Here is a 16,740-nt window from a genome sequence, read left to right as displayed (position 1 = left end):
CATTAGGTGAGCAGGTCACCCCGTTTTGGTAGCAGCGCACCCCTGCCCGCACAAGTCACGCGCTGTTTCAGTCGTCGCCCTGTGGTGGCGTTTCCTGCACAGTGTCCTGGGGTGACGGGCGCGGCAGTGGCGTGCTCAGCGGCTCATCTGGTAAGGGCGAGGCCCCGATAGCGGCGTTTACCCGCTCGATCGCCAGGTCGGTGACGTCGATCTGCCGGGAGGACAGAATGACGGCGGACTGGTTCAAGATGGCCAATGCGCCGGTTTCTTCGACCAGTTGGAACAGCACGGGATAGGCCAACTCAAAGAACCTGCCACGCTCTTGGTCAGCGATCCGCTGCAGTGCTTCTCGCTTTTCGATCTGGGCGCCTCTGATGCCGGTGACCCGTTCGTCGAAATCCTCCGCCAACAGGCGGAATTCGGTGGGGTCCATCGTCGCGCGGTCAGTTGTCAGCTGGCTTTCTTCGGCAACCAAAGCGGCCTCTATGCGGCGGTTTTCCGCGGCCAGGTCGGCAGAGTTGGCCTCGAGGTCTTCGCGCACCCGTTGGCCGAATTCTGAGCTGATGTAGAGCCGCTCCTGATTGAGCGTCAGGATTGGGGCCGGAAGGGTCGCCTCTTGCGCCGACGCCGCCCCTGCGAGCAGCATCGCGCATAAAGCAATCCAGCGCCGCACGGCCTAGAACCGTGTCGAGACGGTCAGATCGAAGCTGCGTTCGCGGTCATAGGTCTCTTTCTTGAGCGCTCTGGAGAAGTTGAAGCGCAGCGGTCCGATCTGGGTATCCCAGAAGACGGATACGCCGATGGTGGCCCGAAGGTTGAGGCTGTCGTCGACAACACCGGTTTGCGAATTCACGTTATCCAGCCCCCAGACAGAGCCGACATCGAAAAACGCGCCACCCGAGATGCCATATTCCTCTGGCAGGCCTACCGGGAATTCGGCCTCGAGCCGCGCGACGGCGAAATAGTTGCCGCCCAGCGCATCGCGGTTGCCCGACACGAGGTCACGCGGGCCAAGCCCGTCTGTGTCAAAGCCCCGCAGCCTGCGGCCGCCAATGAAGAACCGTTCCGTGATCCGGCTATTGCCGGTCAGCATGGTCTGCGCGCCAAACTCGAACTCGGCGCGCAGGGTTACTTCTTCGCGTGCGACCTTGGTCTCAGCCGACACAAGGCCCGATGTGTTGATAAATTGCTGGCCGCCGCCGATGCCGCCAAATTGCTGGCCAAAGCGGAGCAGCACACCGGCATTCGGGTTTAGCCCCGTGCGCCGCGTGTCATAGGAATACTGGTACCCCAAGGCCGACGTGTAGCGCGAGCCTTCCTCAAGCTGCAAAATGGTGGAAGTGTCGAAGACCCCGGCTGTTTGCGTGCGATCCACATTCTTGATCGAATCCCGTGACAGGCGGTAGTTCAGCCGCAGCCGGCCGTTCTCAGACACAGGGAATTCCAGGCTCGGCTCGAACCCGACATTCAGCGTGTCATAGTTGGCAAATTCGGAATCCGTGGTGCGGTAGTAGACGTTCAGCCCCAGCGCCAAGTCGCGCCCCAGAAAGGCAGGTTCGACAAAGGACAGCGAGGTGTCTTGCGTGTCAGAGCCTGTATCGAAGGAGAAACCCAACCGTTGCCCCCTGCCCAGAAAGTTCCGCTCCGAGAAGCTGACATTGAACCCGACCCCGGCCTCAGAGCCGAAGCTGACCCCGAAGCCAAGAGACCCGGTGGTGGTTTCTTCCACATCGACGTCAACGACGACCTGATCGGGGCCGCTGCCTTCGCGGGTGTTCACGTCGGCGGTCGAGAAGTAGTTCAACGCGCGGATGCGTTCCGCGGCGTCGCGAATTTCACGCGGGTTGAACGGATCGCCCTCAACCGTGCGGAACTGGCGGCGCACGACGCGGTCCAGCGTGGTCGCGTTGCCCTCGATGTCGATGCGTTCCACAAAGACGCGTGGCCCCCGGGTCACAATAAATTCGATGTCCAGCGTCAGGTCGGCGTCGTTGCGGGTGACGCGCGGCTCGACGCGGATAAAGTCAAAACCTTTCTGGATCGCCAGGCGCTCCATCCGGGTGATGGTGTTCTCGATGCGCGCGGGGGAGTAGGTTTTGCCCGACTTGATCTTGCTGACGGATTGGAACTCGTCGACGTCAATTTCGGCCAGGTCCGACGTTGTGGTGATCTCGCCAAATTTGAACTGCTGCCCCTCTTGCACCTTGAAGGTCACAAAGAAGGCGTCGCGTTCGCGGGTCAATTCCGGTGATGCGGACAGAACCTGAAAATCGACGTAGCCGCGCGACAGGTAGAAATCGCGCAGAAGCTGGCGGTCAAAGGCGATGCGGTCGGCAATAAATGTATCGCTGGCGATCACCGTGCGGAACAGGCCCGCCTGTTTGCTTTCAACGACGCGGCGTAAGCGGCGGTCGGAATAGTTGCGGTTGCCCACAAAGCTGATGCGTTCCACCTCGACCACGCGGCCCTCGGCAACTTCAAACACCAGGTCGACGCGGTTGTTGGACCGCGGGATGATGCGCGGTGTCACGGTTGCGGCGATGCGGCCCGCCTGACGGTAGCCCTCCGACAAAGTCTGCGCGTCGGCTTCGGCCGTGGACGGGTTGTAGACGCGGCGCGACTGCGACTGCAGCAGCGGCAGCAGGTCTTCGTCCTTCAGGCGCTTGTTGCCTTCAATGTTGACGCGGTTGATGGTCGGGAATTCCTTGACGGTCACAATCAGGCGGTTGCCTGCGGGCACGATGTCGACGCTCTCAAACAGGCCGGAGCGTTGCAGTCGCTGGAATGCGTCGTTCAACTGGGCGGCGCTGACCGGTTGGCCACGCGGGATGTTGAGGAAGCTCAGCACCGTGGCATCCTCGATGCGCTGGTTGCCGTTAATCTCGATTGTGGAGATAGAGAAACTCTGCGCGGCAGCAGGCTGAACGGCCACTCCGGACAGGCCAATTGCGGCGCCCAGGGCGCACACCACCGACAGCATTTTTAGGCCATTTCTCAACTGCTTCGTCGCTTTTGCGATCTTCATATGCCCACCGCCCTGCTCTGACACTTTATGTTGTGTGTCACTGGTACCGTGAGTCTATGCGGTTGTCAAAAGCAAGAACGCCAAAAACGGCCACCTGAGGGGGCCGTTTCATTCAAGATTTCAAAGCGAATTGGTGAAGCGCCGCTCAGAGCGAGCCGACATAGTTGCCAACCATCAAAGCAGCCGCAATTGCGGTTGGCCAAAGCACCCGATCCCAGTTCAGGTTAATCAGGAGGCGCAGACCGCGATAACTTTGTTCAATATGTTGCATCAGACCAAAGCCCGTTGACGTTTCAGACGTCCCGTTTGTCGGCACAAAATATGGCCGAAATGGGGCGGCCCTGCGTCACTTCGGCGGCATTTAGGGCGTTTAAGCCTTAAAAATCAGGGGCAGAACAAATCGTTGCTGAGCGCAAACACCATGAGCGACAGCAACAGAGCCAGGCCTGTTGTCATCATTACGTTCAGCGCTTTGTCGCTTGGTGGGCGCTTGGTGACGGCCTCATAGGCGTGAAATACCAGATGCCCGCCGTCCAGGACCGGGATCGGGAACAGGTTCAAAAGCCCAACTGCCGTGCTCAAGACCGCAATAAACCAGATAAACGACTGCGCGCCCTGGCTGGCCATGTCGCCAGAGGTTTGCGCGATGCCAATGGGGCCTTGAATGTTACACGAGCTGATTGCGCCGGTAATCATGTGCCAAAGCCCCGACAAGCTGGAGGACGCCACAAACCAGGTCTGGTTCACCCCGCCCGTCAACGCGTCCCACGCGCCAAGGGTCACACGAGGCGGTTCAAAAAACGCGCCCCCCGAGAAGCCGATCAGCCAGCGGGTTTCAAACCCGCCATCTACCGGCAGGTCGCGTTTGCGCGGGCTCAGTTGAACATCCAGCGTTTCGCCATTGCGCCAGACCCCAAGCTGCACCGGCGTGCCGGCACCCTCCTGCACAAGCTCTTGTACCTGTGTCAGCGACCAGATCGGCGCGCCGTCCACGCTGGTGATGACGTCGCCCGCTTGCAAACCGGCGTCGATCGCGGCGGACTGCGGCTGCAGCTGATCCAGAACCGGCGGAAACGGATAGACACTGTCCAGTGCCATCTCGGCGCCGTCGCGCTCCACCACGTAAGCCACGCTCTCAGCGGGTGCGGTATCGCGCGCCACTTGGTAGAAGGTCGCCAAATCAGGCGTCTCCACGCCGCCGACGCTCAGGATGCGGTCGCCAGCGACGAACACTTCCTCATTGCCAGGGTTAGGCTTCAAATCGCCAATGATCGGATCGTCTGCGGTTGTGCCCGAGAACAAAAAAATACCGGCAAATACCAGAATAGACAAAATAAAATTGAATACCGGCCCGGCGGCAACGGTGGCAGAGCGCCGCCAAAGTGCGGCCCCGTGCATGGTCCGTTTCAGCTCTGCCTCGGAAAGGGAGCTAATCACCTCCCCGTCCTTACCGGATGCCGCGTCCGCATCGCCCATGAACTTCACGTAGCCGCCGAAAGGCAAGGCCGCCAGCTGCCATTTGGTGCCGTGCTTGTCGACCCGGGAATAGACCACCGGCCCAAACCCGAGCGAGAACACCTCGGCATGGATCCCGCACCAGCGGCCCACGATGTAATGGCCGTATTCATGGATCGCCACGATCACCGACAGGGCCACCACGAAGAACAGCAAAACCCATCCTGTGCCACCCGCCGCAGAGATCAAACCGCCAAAATCCATGTATCCGTCCTTCTACCGCGCCGCGATGATGTTTTGTGCTGTCTTACGTGCCAGATGGTCTGCGGCCAACACGGAATCAAGCGACAATTGCCCGGATGCGGCAATCTCACCCGAAAGTGTCGAGAGCGTGGCGTCCACCACCTCCGCCATATCGGTGAAGCCAATTTGGCGCGCGATGAACGCATCCAGTGCCGCGTCTTTGGCCGCCGTAAACACCGCGCCGGCCAGCCCGCCCGCCTCCATGACCTCGCGGGCCAGCCGAAGCGCGGGATAGCGGTCGGGATCAGCGGTGCGGAAATTCAGCGTGGCAATCTGGGTCAGGTCCAGCCGCGCCACGTCGATATGCGCGCGATCCGGCCAATGCAGCGCATAGCCAATGGCGTGGCGCATATCGGGCGCGCCAAGATGGGCCATCAACGCCCCGTCATTGAAACCCACCAGCGCATGAACCAGGCTTTCGGGATGTACGACCGCCTCAATCTGGTCAGGCCTTACGCCAAAAAATTCTTTTGTTTCAATCAGCTCCATGGCCTTGTTGAATAATGACGCGCTGTCGATGGTGATCCGTTGCCCCATGTCCCAGTTCGGGTGGGTGCAGGCGTCCTCCAACGTGGCCTTGTGCAAATCCTTCGGGTCCCAATCGCGAAACGCCCCGCCGGACGCGGTGATAATGATCCGTTCGACCGACTTGATGTCTTCCCCGACCAATGCCTGAAAGACGGCGGAATGCTCGCTGTCGACGGGAAGCACCGTGGCGTTATGGGTTTGGGCGTGGCCCAACAGAATGGGGCCCGCCGTGACCAGAGACTCCTTGTTGGCCAAAGCCAAGGTCTTGCCCTGCTCCAGCGCTTTCATGCCGGGCATCAGCCCGGCGGCACCCACAATTGCGGACATCACCCAATCGGCAGGCCGCTCAGCGGCCTCGTTCACAGCGCTCGCGCCCGCAGCCACATCGACGCCGGTGCCAGCCAGCAACGCCTTCAGCTCCTCAAAGCAATCCTCAAAGGCGGTCACCGCCAGATCGGCATTCAAGGCCACGGCCTGTTCGGCCAGCCGCGCGACGTTGCGCCCGCCGGTCAGCGCGACCACGTCATAGGCGGACGGGTCGCGCGAAATCAGATCAACCGTGTTCTCCCCGATCGAGCCGGTGGAGCCAAATATCGTGACCTTGCGCATCTTAGAACAAGATAGACGGCACGGGCGGGAAGTCGACGATCTGCTCGATCATCAGCAGGAACACCGACGCGCCCAACATGCCGTCAAAGCGGTCAAACACGCCGCCATGGCCGGGGATCAGGTTCGAGCTGTCCTTGACCCCCATCTTCCGCTTCATCGCGCTTTCGGCAATGTCGCCCATCTGCGATGCCATTGAAATCGCAATGGAAATGCCGACAACTTCGGCGCCCACGCCGGGTTGTCCAAGGAAGCAAAGTCCAACAATGCCCGCGCCAACCCAGCCCGCAATCGTGCCCGACCAGGTCTTCTTGGGCGACACACGTGGCCAGAATTTCGGCCCGCCAATGAAGCGCCCTGCAAAGTAGCCCGCCACATCCGTCACCATCACAACCAGCGCCAGCCACAGCATCCAGGTGAAGCCAAAATCGCTACGCTGCACCCAAAGCCCGTAGGCCGCGATGATGATCAGCGCGGTGAAAGTCATGTAGAGCGTGCGATTGCGCGGCAACAAGGCGATGCCGGCAATGGACGGCAGCAGGATGAACGGCAGGCCGACGCCCAAAGGCAGCAGCGACACCGCCAGAAACGCGCCAGCGGACCCAGCGCCCAACAGCCACGCCCGCCGCGGCCCGCCGCCCAGCATGCCGACCAGTTCCCAAACCAATGCGCCCGTCAGCACGCAGCAGAGCGCCAAAAAGGCAACCCCGCCAAGCCAAACGCATACCAATGCCACCACGGCAATCACCGCGCCCGAGCCCATGCGGACCCACAGATCAGAGAATTTTTCGGCCTGCAGGCTCACGCGCGTCAGGCCTTGACCGCGCCGTATCGCCGGTCACGCCCGCCAAAGCGGTTCACGACGGAGGCAAACACATCCGGCGTGAAATCCGGCCAATGGGTGTCGATAAATTCGTATTCGGCATAGGCCGACTGCCACAGCAGGAAGTTGGAGATGCGCGCCTCGCCGGAGGTGCGGATCACCAGATCGGGGTCCGGCAGCATATAGGTGTCAAGAAACGAGGCCAGCACTTCGGTGTTCACCTGCTCCGGTCTCAGCCGCTTTTCGGCCACCTCAACGGCCAAACGTTTGGTGGCGCGCGTCACCTCGTCCCGCGCGCCATAATTCAGCGCCACGGTCAGGTGGGTGGTGTCGTTGTTTTCGGTCAGCTTCTCGAGGTAGTCCATCAGCTTTTGCAGCTTGATGTCCAGCTTCTCACGTTCCCCGATGAACCGCACGCGGGTGCCGAGGCGGTGCAGATAGTTCGCTTCACGCTGAATGTGGCGGCGGAACAGCGCCATAAGGCCTGCGATCTCTGACTGGGTGCGCTTCCAGTTCTCGGTCGAAAACGCGAATATTGTCAGATACTTGACGCCCAGGGACGGGCAGGTTTCAACCGCTTGGCGGACTCGCTTTGCCCCCGCCTGGTGGCCAAACAGGCGCGGCCTGCCGCGCTGCGTGGCCCAGCGGCCGTTGCCGTCCATGATGATCGCCACATGGTTCGGGCCTTCGGGGTTAATCTCTACTACGCTCATGCCAGTCATTCCTCGGTCTCAATGTAAAAGGCCGCCTCTCAGGCGGCCTTGGCCATGCTTATACTTGCATGATCTCTTCTTGTTTGCTCTCCAACGCCGCGTCAATTGCCTTGATCTGAGCGTCGACCATCTCCTGCACCTCGTCCTGCCACAGCTTTTCGTCGTCTTCCGACATGCCGTCGGCCTTGCCCTTTTTGATCTGGTCCATGGCGTCGCGGCGGATGTTGCGCACTGAAATGCGGGCGTTTTCGGCATATTGCCCGGCCACTTTGGTCAGCTCGCGGCGGCGTTCCTCGTTCAGTTCGGGGATTGGCAGCATGATGATGGTGCCGTTCAGCTGCGGGTTGATGCCCAGCCCGCTTTCGCGGATCGCCTTCTCCACCTTGCCCACAAGGCCCTTGTCCCACACGTTGATGGTGACCATGCGCGGCTCGGGCACGTTGACGGTGCCCACTTGGTTGATGGGGGTCATCGCGCCATAGGCATCGACCATCACCGGCTCCAACATGGAACCCGAGGCGCGCCCGGTGCGCAACGAGGCAAATTCGGCGCGCAGCGCGCTCATGCCGCCATCCATACGGCGCTGAATATCGTCGGTGTCTAGGATGAAGTCGTCTGACATGCGTAAGCCCCGTCACGTGTTTTTGTTGTTGGAAACGGTTTAGAGCATTGACGTGGCTAAGGGAAGATAGCTTTGCGCCGCCCGGCGTTCACCCGCCCTGCCCCCAATCGCCCCGCGTCAGCTCTACCGATGTCGGCAATACGCCAAGGCTGTTGAGGCGCAGGTCCAACGCCTGGGCATTGGCAACGGCGGTTGCGTCGTCGGCGCGCCAGAACGCATGCTGGCCAATGACGCCCGTGCCGCCATGCATGAGCTGCAGGGCAGCCGCCTCGGGGATGTCTTCGACCCCGATTTCAAACGGCACCCAGCCGACCCAGCCCAGCTGTTCGCGTTGACGGTCCAGCGGGTGGTGGTCGCGGTGATACGCCGCCGGGCGCGCAGCAACGTGCTGTGGCCTGCGCCAGGCGATGATCTTGTCAATCACCTCCAGCACCATAGCGGCGTCTATCCCGTAATTCGGATGCGGCGCGTAGAACTCCAGCGCCAAACCGGAGGTGCCCCACCCGCTGTCCCAGCTGAACTCCGCCTTGTAGCGATCCGCCTCAGGGGGCGGCGCGGACGGGCCCTGAGGCCTTGGCCCGGCAGCGTAAATGTTGCGCGGCCCGACGCGGGGGCGGCCATCCAGTATCATCTCCTCGCGCTTGGCAAACCACTTTGCCGCCGCCGGCGCGTCTTGCAGCGGGTCAATGAAGCTGGCATCGCCTTCCTCTGAAGGGGTCGCGGTGAACCAGCCCCCGTCACACAGCTTGCTGTGCGACAGCGCGTCCAACAGTGAGGTGAAGGCCGTCACGCCGCCCTCCAGCGACAGGTCGATTTCGGGGTAAATCGCGGCCACGGTTAAATCTATGCGCATGGAAAATCTCCGTCAGGGCATGTGCCGCGTTTCAACGACCACCGACATGTCCGGCGGGCTCAGAAACCCCACTCTGTGAGACGGTGATGAATACCTATATCAGCGGAACCACGATTTTTTGATGATAGCCTGTCATACCGACGCTCCATTGCCTCATAGACTGGCGTCGTCATTGCCCCCAGGTCCCCTCCCGAAGTTCAACGACCGTGGGCAAAACGCCTAGACTGTTGAGCCGCAACTCCAAGGCCTGCGCACCGGCGATTGCGTCATCGTCCTTATTCGGGCCGCCGGCGAACCAGAAATCAGGTTGGGAGGCGAGAAATGTTCCATCCGCCATGGGCTCGACAATCGCCGCCTCGGGGACTTGGGTGGAACTCAACTCAAACGGCACCCAGCCAAGCCAGCCCAGACCCTGCCGCGCCTTGTCGAGCGCGTGATGTTCCATCCGGTAAACAGGCCACGCCATTGAAACATGCTGGGGCCGCTGCCACGCGATCACGGCAGCAATCGTGTCGCGGTACAAAGATATGTCGGTCCCCAGCGTCGAATGCGGCCGTCTGATCTCGATATTGAGACGGTTCAGCGGCGTCGCCTGCGCGCCCCACCAATACGTAAGTGCTGCCAGAATGTCAGTCTGGCCGGGTTCCTCTATGTAACTTGAGGCATGGAAAAATTCTGGTTCCGCTGGTTTCAATTCGCTCGGGTCGGGCTCAAAGTTGCCGTCTCGAGTGCGGGCCACGTAAGCTTCGACGCCGTCAAAGATCGGGCGGTCATACGCTTTCCAGTCAGATTGAAACAAACGTAGCTTTCCCAGCGCGGTCATCAGCGACAAAAACGCTTCAATGCCCGGCTCAAACTCCGGCTGCCCCGGCTTCAGAATGAATGAGATATTCACGGTGTTATCCCCCTGGCGATCGCCACTCGACCTCAATGTCGATGATTTTGGCCTCATTGAAGAGAGAAAATACGTAGATCATGACCCTCTGGTGGCTAAAGACCCATTTCAGGCCGACCTCTGGCCGGAACGGGGCAAGATGCCCAAGCTGGCGACCGGCCTGCCCGACCAGGTTTACGAATACCTCCGCCCCGGCGCGTATCGCCCAGTCTCTCAACCGAGGGGCGCTGCCCCCCCAATCATCCTGTAAGAAGTCGTCATAGCCGTATTTCGTCTCCAACATTATGCAGGGGCCCGGTTCTATGCCGTCCCAGCTATACCCCGCAAACTGCCATTCGTTGATGTTGCGCTGCTCCGGAAAATGCCCCAGTCCGCACACAAATTCTTGGTAAGCGTATCCGCGCCGCGCTGTTCCAGATAAGGGCTTATCGAGGTCGTTTTGATATGAGACCGGCGCCGGAGCACCGGAGTTCGCCGCAATACAATCCCAACAACCCTCGGTACATACATCTTCGCGGGTATCGGCCTCGGACTGTGCCTCGACATCCGCGCCGGTTTCAGGTGCGGCGTCCGATCCCGGCAGGTCAACCGGCGGGAGGTCGGGCCCGACCTCGGGGATATCTATCGGCGGCAGATCCGGGCCCGGCACGGGCAATGGCGGCCCGTTGCAAACCCCCAGATAGCCCGGGATGATCCACACGCAGTTTGCTGGAAGCGCCGCCGCCATTACCACCACACCTCGCTAGATCGCCCGACCATGCCCAAACTGACCTTGAGCGCGGCGCAGACGTCGCCAAACCTGATGTCCGGCGTCCCCGTCTTGGCCACCAGCAGCGGGTAAATCGCCTCGGATTTCCAGAATTCCGGGGCCAGCACGGTGCCAATCATCACCCAGCGCGCTTTCAGCGCGGGGTCCGTCACGCCAAAGGAGGCGGCGATGCGCCGGTAGACGCCCACCTGCTCGGTCAGGGCCGCGTCGTCCTGTTCGGCCACGGCGTCGGGGCGCCAGAACCGGATGCGGGCCGCAAATTCGGCGTCCTTTCGGTCCTGCACGCTCTGGTTCAATGCGGCGTGAAATTCGGGGGTCAGGGTAAACAAGGTGGGGGTATGTCCGTTAATCAATGCGGGCAGTTTACCACCCTTCGGGCGGACCGCAATCGGCTGTTGGCCCCGGTTTTTCCGCCCTTAGTCCTTGACGATGGTGTAGGTGCCTTCGCCCGCCAGAATGCCCTTGAAGCCGCCCGGCTCGTCCAAGCCAAACACGATGATCGGCAGGTTGTTGTCGCGCGCAAGCGCAATGGCGGAGGCGTCCATCACCTTCAGCCGTTTGGCCAGCACGTCGTCATAGCTGACCTCGTCATAGCGCACCGCGTCGGCGTGCAGCGCGGGGTCCTTGTCGTAGATGCCGTCGACGCCGTTCTTGCCCATGAAAATCGCCTGGCACGACATTTCATTGGCGCGCAGCGCGCAGGCTGTGTCGGTGGTGAAATACGGGTTGCCGGTGCCCGCCGCAAAGATGCAGACCCGCTTCTTTTCAAGGTGGCGCACGGCCCGCCTGCGAATGTAGGGCTCGGCCACCTCGTTCATGGTGATGGCGGAGATCACCCGCGTGTGGATGCCCAAGGCCTCAAGCGCGCCCTGCATCGCAAGCGCGTTCATCACGGTGGCCAGCATGCCCATGTAATCCGCCGTGGTGCGTTCCATCCCTTGGGCGGAGCCTTGCAGCCCACGGAAGATGTTGCCGCCGCCGATCACCATGCACACCTCGACGCCCATGTCGTGCACCGCCTTGATCTCGCGCGCGACGCGCTCCACCGTTGGCGGGTGCAGCCCGAACCCCTGATCGCCCATCAACGCTTCGCCTGACACTTTTAGAAGAACGCGGTCGTAGGTGGTTTGGGGGGTGGCGTCGCTCATGGGGTGGCCCTCTCTCATGGCTGCTTGCAAATCTTCGGCAAAATGTCGGAAAACAAGGGCAGTTTCAACGGCGAACCGGCATTGCCGTGCCGCACACTCGAAGGTCGCCACGCAACATGCTGGAATTGCTCAAAACAATCGACGCAAACAAGCCCGTTCTGATCGCGGGTCCGACGGCCTCCGGCAAGTCTTCGCTTGCTTTGGCCATTGCCGAGTCTCAGGGCGGCATCGTGGTGAACGCGGATGCACTGCAGGTCTTCGACTGCTGGCGGCTGCTGTCGGCCCGCCCTGACCGCCGCGAAATTGCCCGCGCGCCGCACGCGCTTTACGGGCATGTGCCCTACACCGCCCCCTATTCCACCGGCCACTGGCTGCGTGAGGTGACGCCGCTGCTGGATGGCCCCCGCCCAATCATCGTCGGCGGCACGGGCTTGAACTTCACGGCGCTGACCGAAGGCCTTGCCGATATCCCCGCCACGCCGGATCACATCCGCGACCTAGCCAACACCCAGCCCTTGCAAGACATGCTCGACGCGCTGGATGAAAACACCAGATCCCGCATCGACACCGCAAACCCCGCCCGCATCCGCCGCGCGTGGGAGGTGCTGACCAACACCGGCAAGCAAATCGCCGCGTGGCAGGATGAGACCCCGCCCCCCACGCTCGCCCTGAAGGATACAATCGCTATCGTGCTCAACAGCCCCAAGGACTGGCTGAACGACCGCATCACCCGCCGTTTCGATATGATGCTCGACCAGGGCGCACTGGAAGAGGTCAAAGCCCTGCAGCACGACTGGGACCCCGACCGCCCGTCCGCCAAGGCCATCGGCGGACCTGAGCTGATGGGGCATCTAAACGGCGAACTCACGCTTACCGAGGCGCGGGAGCGTTCCATTATCGCCTCGCGTCAATATGCTAAACGGCAGCGCACTTGGTTCAAGGCGCGGATGAAAGCGTGGGCACAGGTAGATGCGAGCAGTCTCGGCACTTGACGTTTTGCAACCTTTGACTCGAATCGGCGGGGGTCTTACGCAATGACGTCTGACCAATTCGAACCTGCCGAGCTGCCCACCGATATGCCCACCAAACGCCTGCCCATCGTGGAAACCCTTGCGGCCGCCCAGCGCCGCGAGGCCTGGAAATCCGATACTGCACGCTCACTCGACCACCCGATCCTGTTTTGGATCACCCGCGGTCAGGGCCGGTTCATGGTCGATTGCAGGCTCCGGGGCGTGGGCCCCAACACCGCCGTCTACATCCCCCGCAACACGCTGTTCAGCTACGAGATGTTTGCCCAGCCGCAAGGCATGGTGATCTCGCTGCCCAACAATGAGGATGCGGGTTTCCCGCGCCGCGCCGCCCTTGTGCGCGCCACCACGGTGCAGGCGCAGGGCGAACTTGGCGGGTTGATCGACGCGCTGTCGCGCGAGATGGCGCAGCTGCGCACCGGGCAACGCCGCGCCATTCAGGCCCATGTCATGATGATCGCAGTCTGGCTCGACCGGCTCTTGTCTGACCAGCCCGCGGAAAACCTCGGCAAGTCGGATAGGCTGCTGTCGAAATTCAGCCATGTCGTGTCCATCGGGCATCGCGACGGCAAATCCATCGGCGAATTTGCCTCCGATCTGAACGTCACGCCCACGCATCTGACCCGCCTCACCCAAGGCTCCGTGGGCAAACCGGCCTCGGCCCTGCTGAATGAACGTGTGATCAACGCGGCCTGCGAGGCGCTGTTGCACACGGACCAACCGGTCAAGCTGATCTCGGAACGGCTGGGATTTTCTTCGCCCGCCTATTTCACGCGGGCATTTCAGTCGCAGACGGGGCAAAACCCCACAACTTTCCGAAAATCGAGACGCTGAATTCGGGGCACCTGAAGCCGGACGCATGCCCTTACGTCAACCCCGTCCTTGTGTCGCAAACGCGCGCGGGGCGTGTCGCAAATAATCTCTCAAATGGCGGTTCCGACCGTTGACCTTCCCCCGATAATCAGGCGGTATGTTGCCTCATGCTTTAGGGGAGAGAAGCAAAAACTCACTCAACAGTGACTGCGATAGGCTGGAAAACCGGCCCGGCACCGTTACCATGAAGCTCACAAGTCAATGTCCAACAGGGAGAAAGACATGACAAAATCCACGCTGACGGGGGCGCCAATTCACGCCGCCGCTCATATGTATAAAGAGGAATTCGAGGCCGGCAAAATGGACCGCCGCGAATTCATGACCCGCGCGACGATGCTTGGTGTCACTGCGACGGCGGCCTATGGCATGATCGGCGCGACACCTGCCAAAGCCGCGGCACACGCCCAGCAGGGCGGCACCATCCGCATGCAAATGGAAGTGCGCGCGCTGAAAGACCCACGCACCTATGACTGGACGCAGATCGCGTTCTTCACCGCTGGCTGGCTGGAGTATCTCGTAGAATACAACTCCGACGGTTCTTTCGAGCCAATGTTGCTCAGCGGCTGGGAAGTCAACGACGACGCGACCGTCTACACATTGAACGTCCGTCAGGGCGTGAAGTGGAACAACGGCGACGACTTCACCGCAGACGACGTGGCGCGTGTCATCACCGGCTGGTGTGACAAAGACGTTGAAGGCAACTCGATGGCTGGGCGTTTCGCCGTGCTGATCGACGCCGACACCAACAAAGCCATCGACGGCGCAATCGAAGTTGTCGACGCAAACACCGTCAAACTGAACCTGCCGGCACCAGATATCACGCTGATCGCTGGCATGTCGGACTACCCGGCGGCGGTTACCCACGCCTCGCATTCCGCAGACACAATGCTGTCCAACCCAATCGGCACCGGTCCCTACAAGCCAGAGTCGCTGGAAGTTGGCGTCAAAGGCGTGGTTGTCCGCAACGAGGGCTTCGAATGGTGGGGCTACGCGGAAGGCAAAGGCGCCTACATCGATACGTTCGAGTTCATCGACTACGGCACCGACCCTGCGGCTTGGGCTGCGGCGGCTGAGGCCGACGAAGTTGACATGACTTATGAAACCGTTGGCGATTTCGTAGACGTGTTCGAAAGCATCGGCTTTGAGCGGTCCGAGGTGGCATCCGCTGCGACCATCGTTATCCGTCCGAACCAGGTTGCCGAAGACGCGGATGGCAAGAAGCCCTATGCCGATGTGCGGGTCCGTCAGGCGATTGCCAAAGCGGTCGACGTTGGTGTCTGTCTGGAACTGGGCTACGCGGGTCGCGGCATCGTTGCCGACAACACCCACGTGGGACCAATGCACCCGGAATACGCAGATGTTCCCGGCATGGCGCATGACCCAGCTGGTGCGAAAGCGCTGCTTGATGAGGCAGGCATGGCCGATTACGAGTTCGAACTGATCTCCATCGACGATGACTGGCGCAAGAACACAACTGACGCCGTTGGCGCTCAGCTGCGGGATGCGGGCTTCAACATCAAGCGGACCATCATTCCGGGCACGACCTTCTGGAACGACTGGACCAAATACGGCTTCTCCTCGACCAACTGGAACCACCGCCCGCTTGGCGTGCAAATCCTTGGTCTGGCTTATCGCTCCGGCGAGGCCTGGAACGAGGCCGCTTTCTCCAACGCCGAATTCGACGCGGCGCTGGCAGAGGCGAACTCCATTGCTGATGCGGACAAGCGCCGCGTCGTCATGGAGAAGCTGCAAACCATCATGCGCGACGAGGGCGTGACGCTGCAGCCATACTGGCGCACCGTGTACCGCCACATGAAGCCGGGCATTGTGGGCGCAGACATGCACATCGCGTATCTGCCGCAGATCTACAAAATGGGATACGCTGCCTAAATAAACTCAGTCAGGGCCGCGCGGATCACTCCGGGCGGCCCTTTCGCTTATCTATCCAAAGCTGCCGCGCCCCATATCGGGGTTCCAAGACGCCAAAAGGTGCAAAGCGGTCTGGCTCCGACAGACAACAGGGGACCCAATGGGCCAATTTATCCTGCGCCGCGTGGGCGTGATGCTGCTGACGGCGTTCTGCCTGACCTTCGTCGTTTTCTTCATGACGAACCTGTATCCCAACCTCGAAAAGCTGGCCAAAACCGAAGGCAACTTCCGCATGTCGGACGAGGCCGTGACCAGCTACTTGACCAAAACAGGATATCTGGAGCCCCTGCCCGTCAAATACGGCCAATGGCTGGGTGTGCTGCCGGGCTTTGTGCACACGGATGAGGACGGCACCAAATCCGGCCAATGCTATGATCAGGCGCAGGTGGTCGGCGGCGGGGCCGCTGATGCGGACCGCGAGGTCGCCAATTTCTGCGGGGTGCTGCAAGGCAACTGGGGCTTTTCCAGCGTCTTCAAGGAAAGCGTCAACGATATCCTGTCCAAGCGCCTTGCGCTGACCGGCAAGCTGGCGCTCGCGGCCTTCGGGGTGATGATCCCGCTGGCGCTGATCCTGGGCATTCTGGCGGGCATGAAGGAAGGCTCGCGCACCGACCGCAGCCTGTCCACCTTCGCCATCACAACCTCTGCCACGCCCGAATATGTGTCTGGTGTGATCTTCATCGCGGTGCTGGCCTCCGGCGCGGGCTGGAAAATCTTCAAAGGCTCGGCCACATCGGCCATGGATGACGCCACTTTCGCCAACTTCACCCTGCCGGTGATGACCATCGCGCTTTACGGCGTGGGCTACATCGCGCGGATGACCCGGGCCTCGATGGCCGAGGTGATGACGGCGCAATATATCCGCACCGCGCGGCTCAAGGGCGTCAGCTTCGGCAAGATCGTCATGAAACACGCTTTGCGCAACGCGCTGATCGCGCCCTTCACGGTCATCATGCTGCAATTCCCGTATCTGCTGACCGGCGTGGTGATCACCGAGACGCTGTTCAACTACAAAGGCTTCGGCTGGGTGCTGGTGCAGGCGGCGTCAAACAATGACATCGACCTGCTCTTGGGCTGCTCGGTGGTGGCCGTCTTCGTGGTGCTTGTGACCCAGCTGATATCCGATATCGGCTACGTCTTCCTCAACCCACGCATCAGAATTTCGTAAGG

The 16,740-nt window shown here is 61.2% G+C and carries 16 protein-coding genes; 4 read left to right on the top strand and 12 right to left on the bottom strand.

The window, feature by feature from the left end; genetic code table 11:
• Nucleotides 1–67: 67 nt before the first annotated feature.
• The 12 genes from Q0899_RS03280 to pyrH form a co-directional block, all read right to left on the bottom strand.
• A complete protein-coding gene (locus Q0899_RS03280; RefSeq protein ID WP_298357988.1) occupies nt 68–673 on the bottom strand; it encodes an OmpH family outer membrane protein in 606 nt (201 codons plus the stop codon).
• Nucleotides 674–676: 3 nt separating this feature from the next.
• The gene (bamA, locus tag Q0899_RS03275) at nt 677–2,980 is read right to left on the bottom strand and encodes an outer membrane protein assembly factor BamA (RefSeq protein ID WP_299195200.1); all 2,304 of its coding nucleotides are present in this window, start codon (nt 2,978–2,980) and stop codon (nt 677–679) included.
• Between the two features lie 429 nt (nt 2,981–3,409).
• Entirely contained in the window at nt 3,410–4,744 is a 1,335-nt protein-coding gene (gene rseP / locus Q0899_RS03270; protein WP_298357991.1) for an RIP metalloprotease RseP, read from the bottom strand.
• Between the two features lie 12 nt (nt 4,745–4,756).
• Nucleotides 4,757–5,920, bottom strand: coding sequence for a 1-deoxy-D-xylulose-5-phosphate reductoisomerase (gene dxr, locus Q0899_RS03265; protein WP_299191079.1), 1,164 nt, complete (start codon nt 5,918–5,920; stop codon nt 4,757–4,759).
• Nucleotide 5,921: 1 nt separating this feature from the next.
• Nucleotides 5,922–6,722 (bottom strand): phosphatidate cytidylyltransferase, encoded by an 801-nt coding sequence (locus Q0899_RS03260; RefSeq protein WP_299191078.1) that lies wholly within the window; start codon nt 6,720–6,722, stop codon nt 5,922–5,924.
• A gap of 5 nt (nt 6,723–6,727) precedes the next feature.
• Nucleotides 6,728–7,453 carry a polyprenyl diphosphate synthase gene (gene uppS / locus Q0899_RS03255; RefSeq protein ID WP_298357996.1) on the bottom strand — a complete coding sequence of 242 codons (726 nt, stop codon included), beginning with the start codon at nt 7,451–7,453 and terminating at the stop codon, nt 6,728–6,730.
• 58 nt (nt 7,454–7,511) lie between these two features.
• The gene (gene frr / locus Q0899_RS03250) at nt 7,512–8,075 is read right to left on the bottom strand and encodes a ribosome recycling factor (RefSeq protein WP_298291743.1); all 564 of its coding nucleotides are present in this window, start codon (nt 8,073–8,075) and stop codon (nt 7,512–7,514) included.
• Between the two features lie 88 nt (nt 8,076–8,163).
• Nucleotides 8,164–8,928 carry an Imm52 family immunity protein gene (locus tag Q0899_RS03245; protein WP_299191077.1) on the bottom strand — a complete coding sequence of 255 codons (765 nt, stop codon included), beginning with the start codon at nt 8,926–8,928 and terminating at the stop codon, nt 8,164–8,166.
• Nucleotides 8,929–9,097: 169 nt separating this feature from the next.
• The gene (locus Q0899_RS03240; protein WP_299191076.1) at nt 9,098–9,823 is read right to left on the bottom strand and encodes a hypothetical protein; all 726 of its coding nucleotides are present in this window, start codon (nt 9,821–9,823) and stop codon (nt 9,098–9,100) included.
• A gap of 4 nt (nt 9,824–9,827) precedes the next feature.
• Complete coding sequence (locus Q0899_RS03235) at nt 9,828–10,550, bottom strand: Tox-REase-5 domain-containing protein (protein WP_298291751.1); 723 nt, start codon at nt 10,548–10,550, stop codon at nt 9,828–9,830.
• Nucleotides 10,550–10,921, bottom strand: a complete 372-nt coding sequence (locus Q0899_RS03230) for a hypothetical protein (protein ID WP_299191075.1) — start codon at nt 10,919–10,921, stop codon at nt 10,550–10,552. The genes Q0899_RS03235 and Q0899_RS03230 overlap by 1 nt, the downstream gene beginning before the upstream one ends.
• 87 nt (nt 10,922–11,008) lie before the next feature.
• A complete protein-coding gene (pyrH, locus tag Q0899_RS03225) occupies nt 11,009–11,740 on the bottom strand; it encodes a UMP kinase (protein ID WP_298291757.1) in 732 nt (243 codons plus the stop codon).
• Between the two features lie 116 nt (nt 11,741–11,856).
• Between pyrH and miaA the strand changes: the two genes are divergently transcribed.
• The 4 genes from miaA (at nt 11,857) to Q0899_RS03205 (ending at nt 16,738) form a co-directional block, all read left to right on the top strand.
• A complete protein-coding gene (gene miaA / locus Q0899_RS03220; protein WP_299191074.1) occupies nt 11,857–12,732 on the top strand; it encodes a tRNA (adenosine(37)-N6)-dimethylallyltransferase MiaA in 876 nt (291 codons plus the stop codon).
• Nucleotides 12,733–12,774: 42 nt separating this feature from the next.
• On the top strand, nt 12,775–13,602 hold the full coding sequence (locus Q0899_RS03215; RefSeq protein ID WP_299191073.1) for an AraC family transcriptional regulator: 828 nt from the start codon (nt 12,775–12,777) through the stop codon (nt 13,600–13,602).
• Nucleotides 13,603–13,863: 261 nt separating this feature from the next.
• The gene (locus Q0899_RS03210; RefSeq protein ID WP_299191072.1) at nt 13,864–15,531 is read left to right on the top strand and encodes an ABC transporter substrate-binding protein; all 1,668 of its coding nucleotides are present in this window, start codon (nt 13,864–13,866) and stop codon (nt 15,529–15,531) included.
• A gap of 139 nt (nt 15,532–15,670) precedes the next feature.
• Nucleotides 15,671–16,738, top strand: a complete 1,068-nt coding sequence (locus tag Q0899_RS03205) for an ABC transporter permease (protein ID WP_298291769.1) — start codon at nt 15,671–15,673, stop codon at nt 16,736–16,738.
• Nucleotides 16,739–16,740: the final 2 nt, after the last annotated feature.

It is taken from the genome of uncultured Litoreibacter sp. (assembly GCF_947501785.1).
In the GTDB taxonomy this organism is placed as follows: domain Bacteria; phylum Pseudomonadota; class Alphaproteobacteria; order Rhodobacterales; family Rhodobacteraceae; genus Litoreibacter.
The sequence above is the reverse complement of the archived record's forward strand: the minus strand, read 5'-3'. Positions and strand labels throughout refer to the sequence as shown.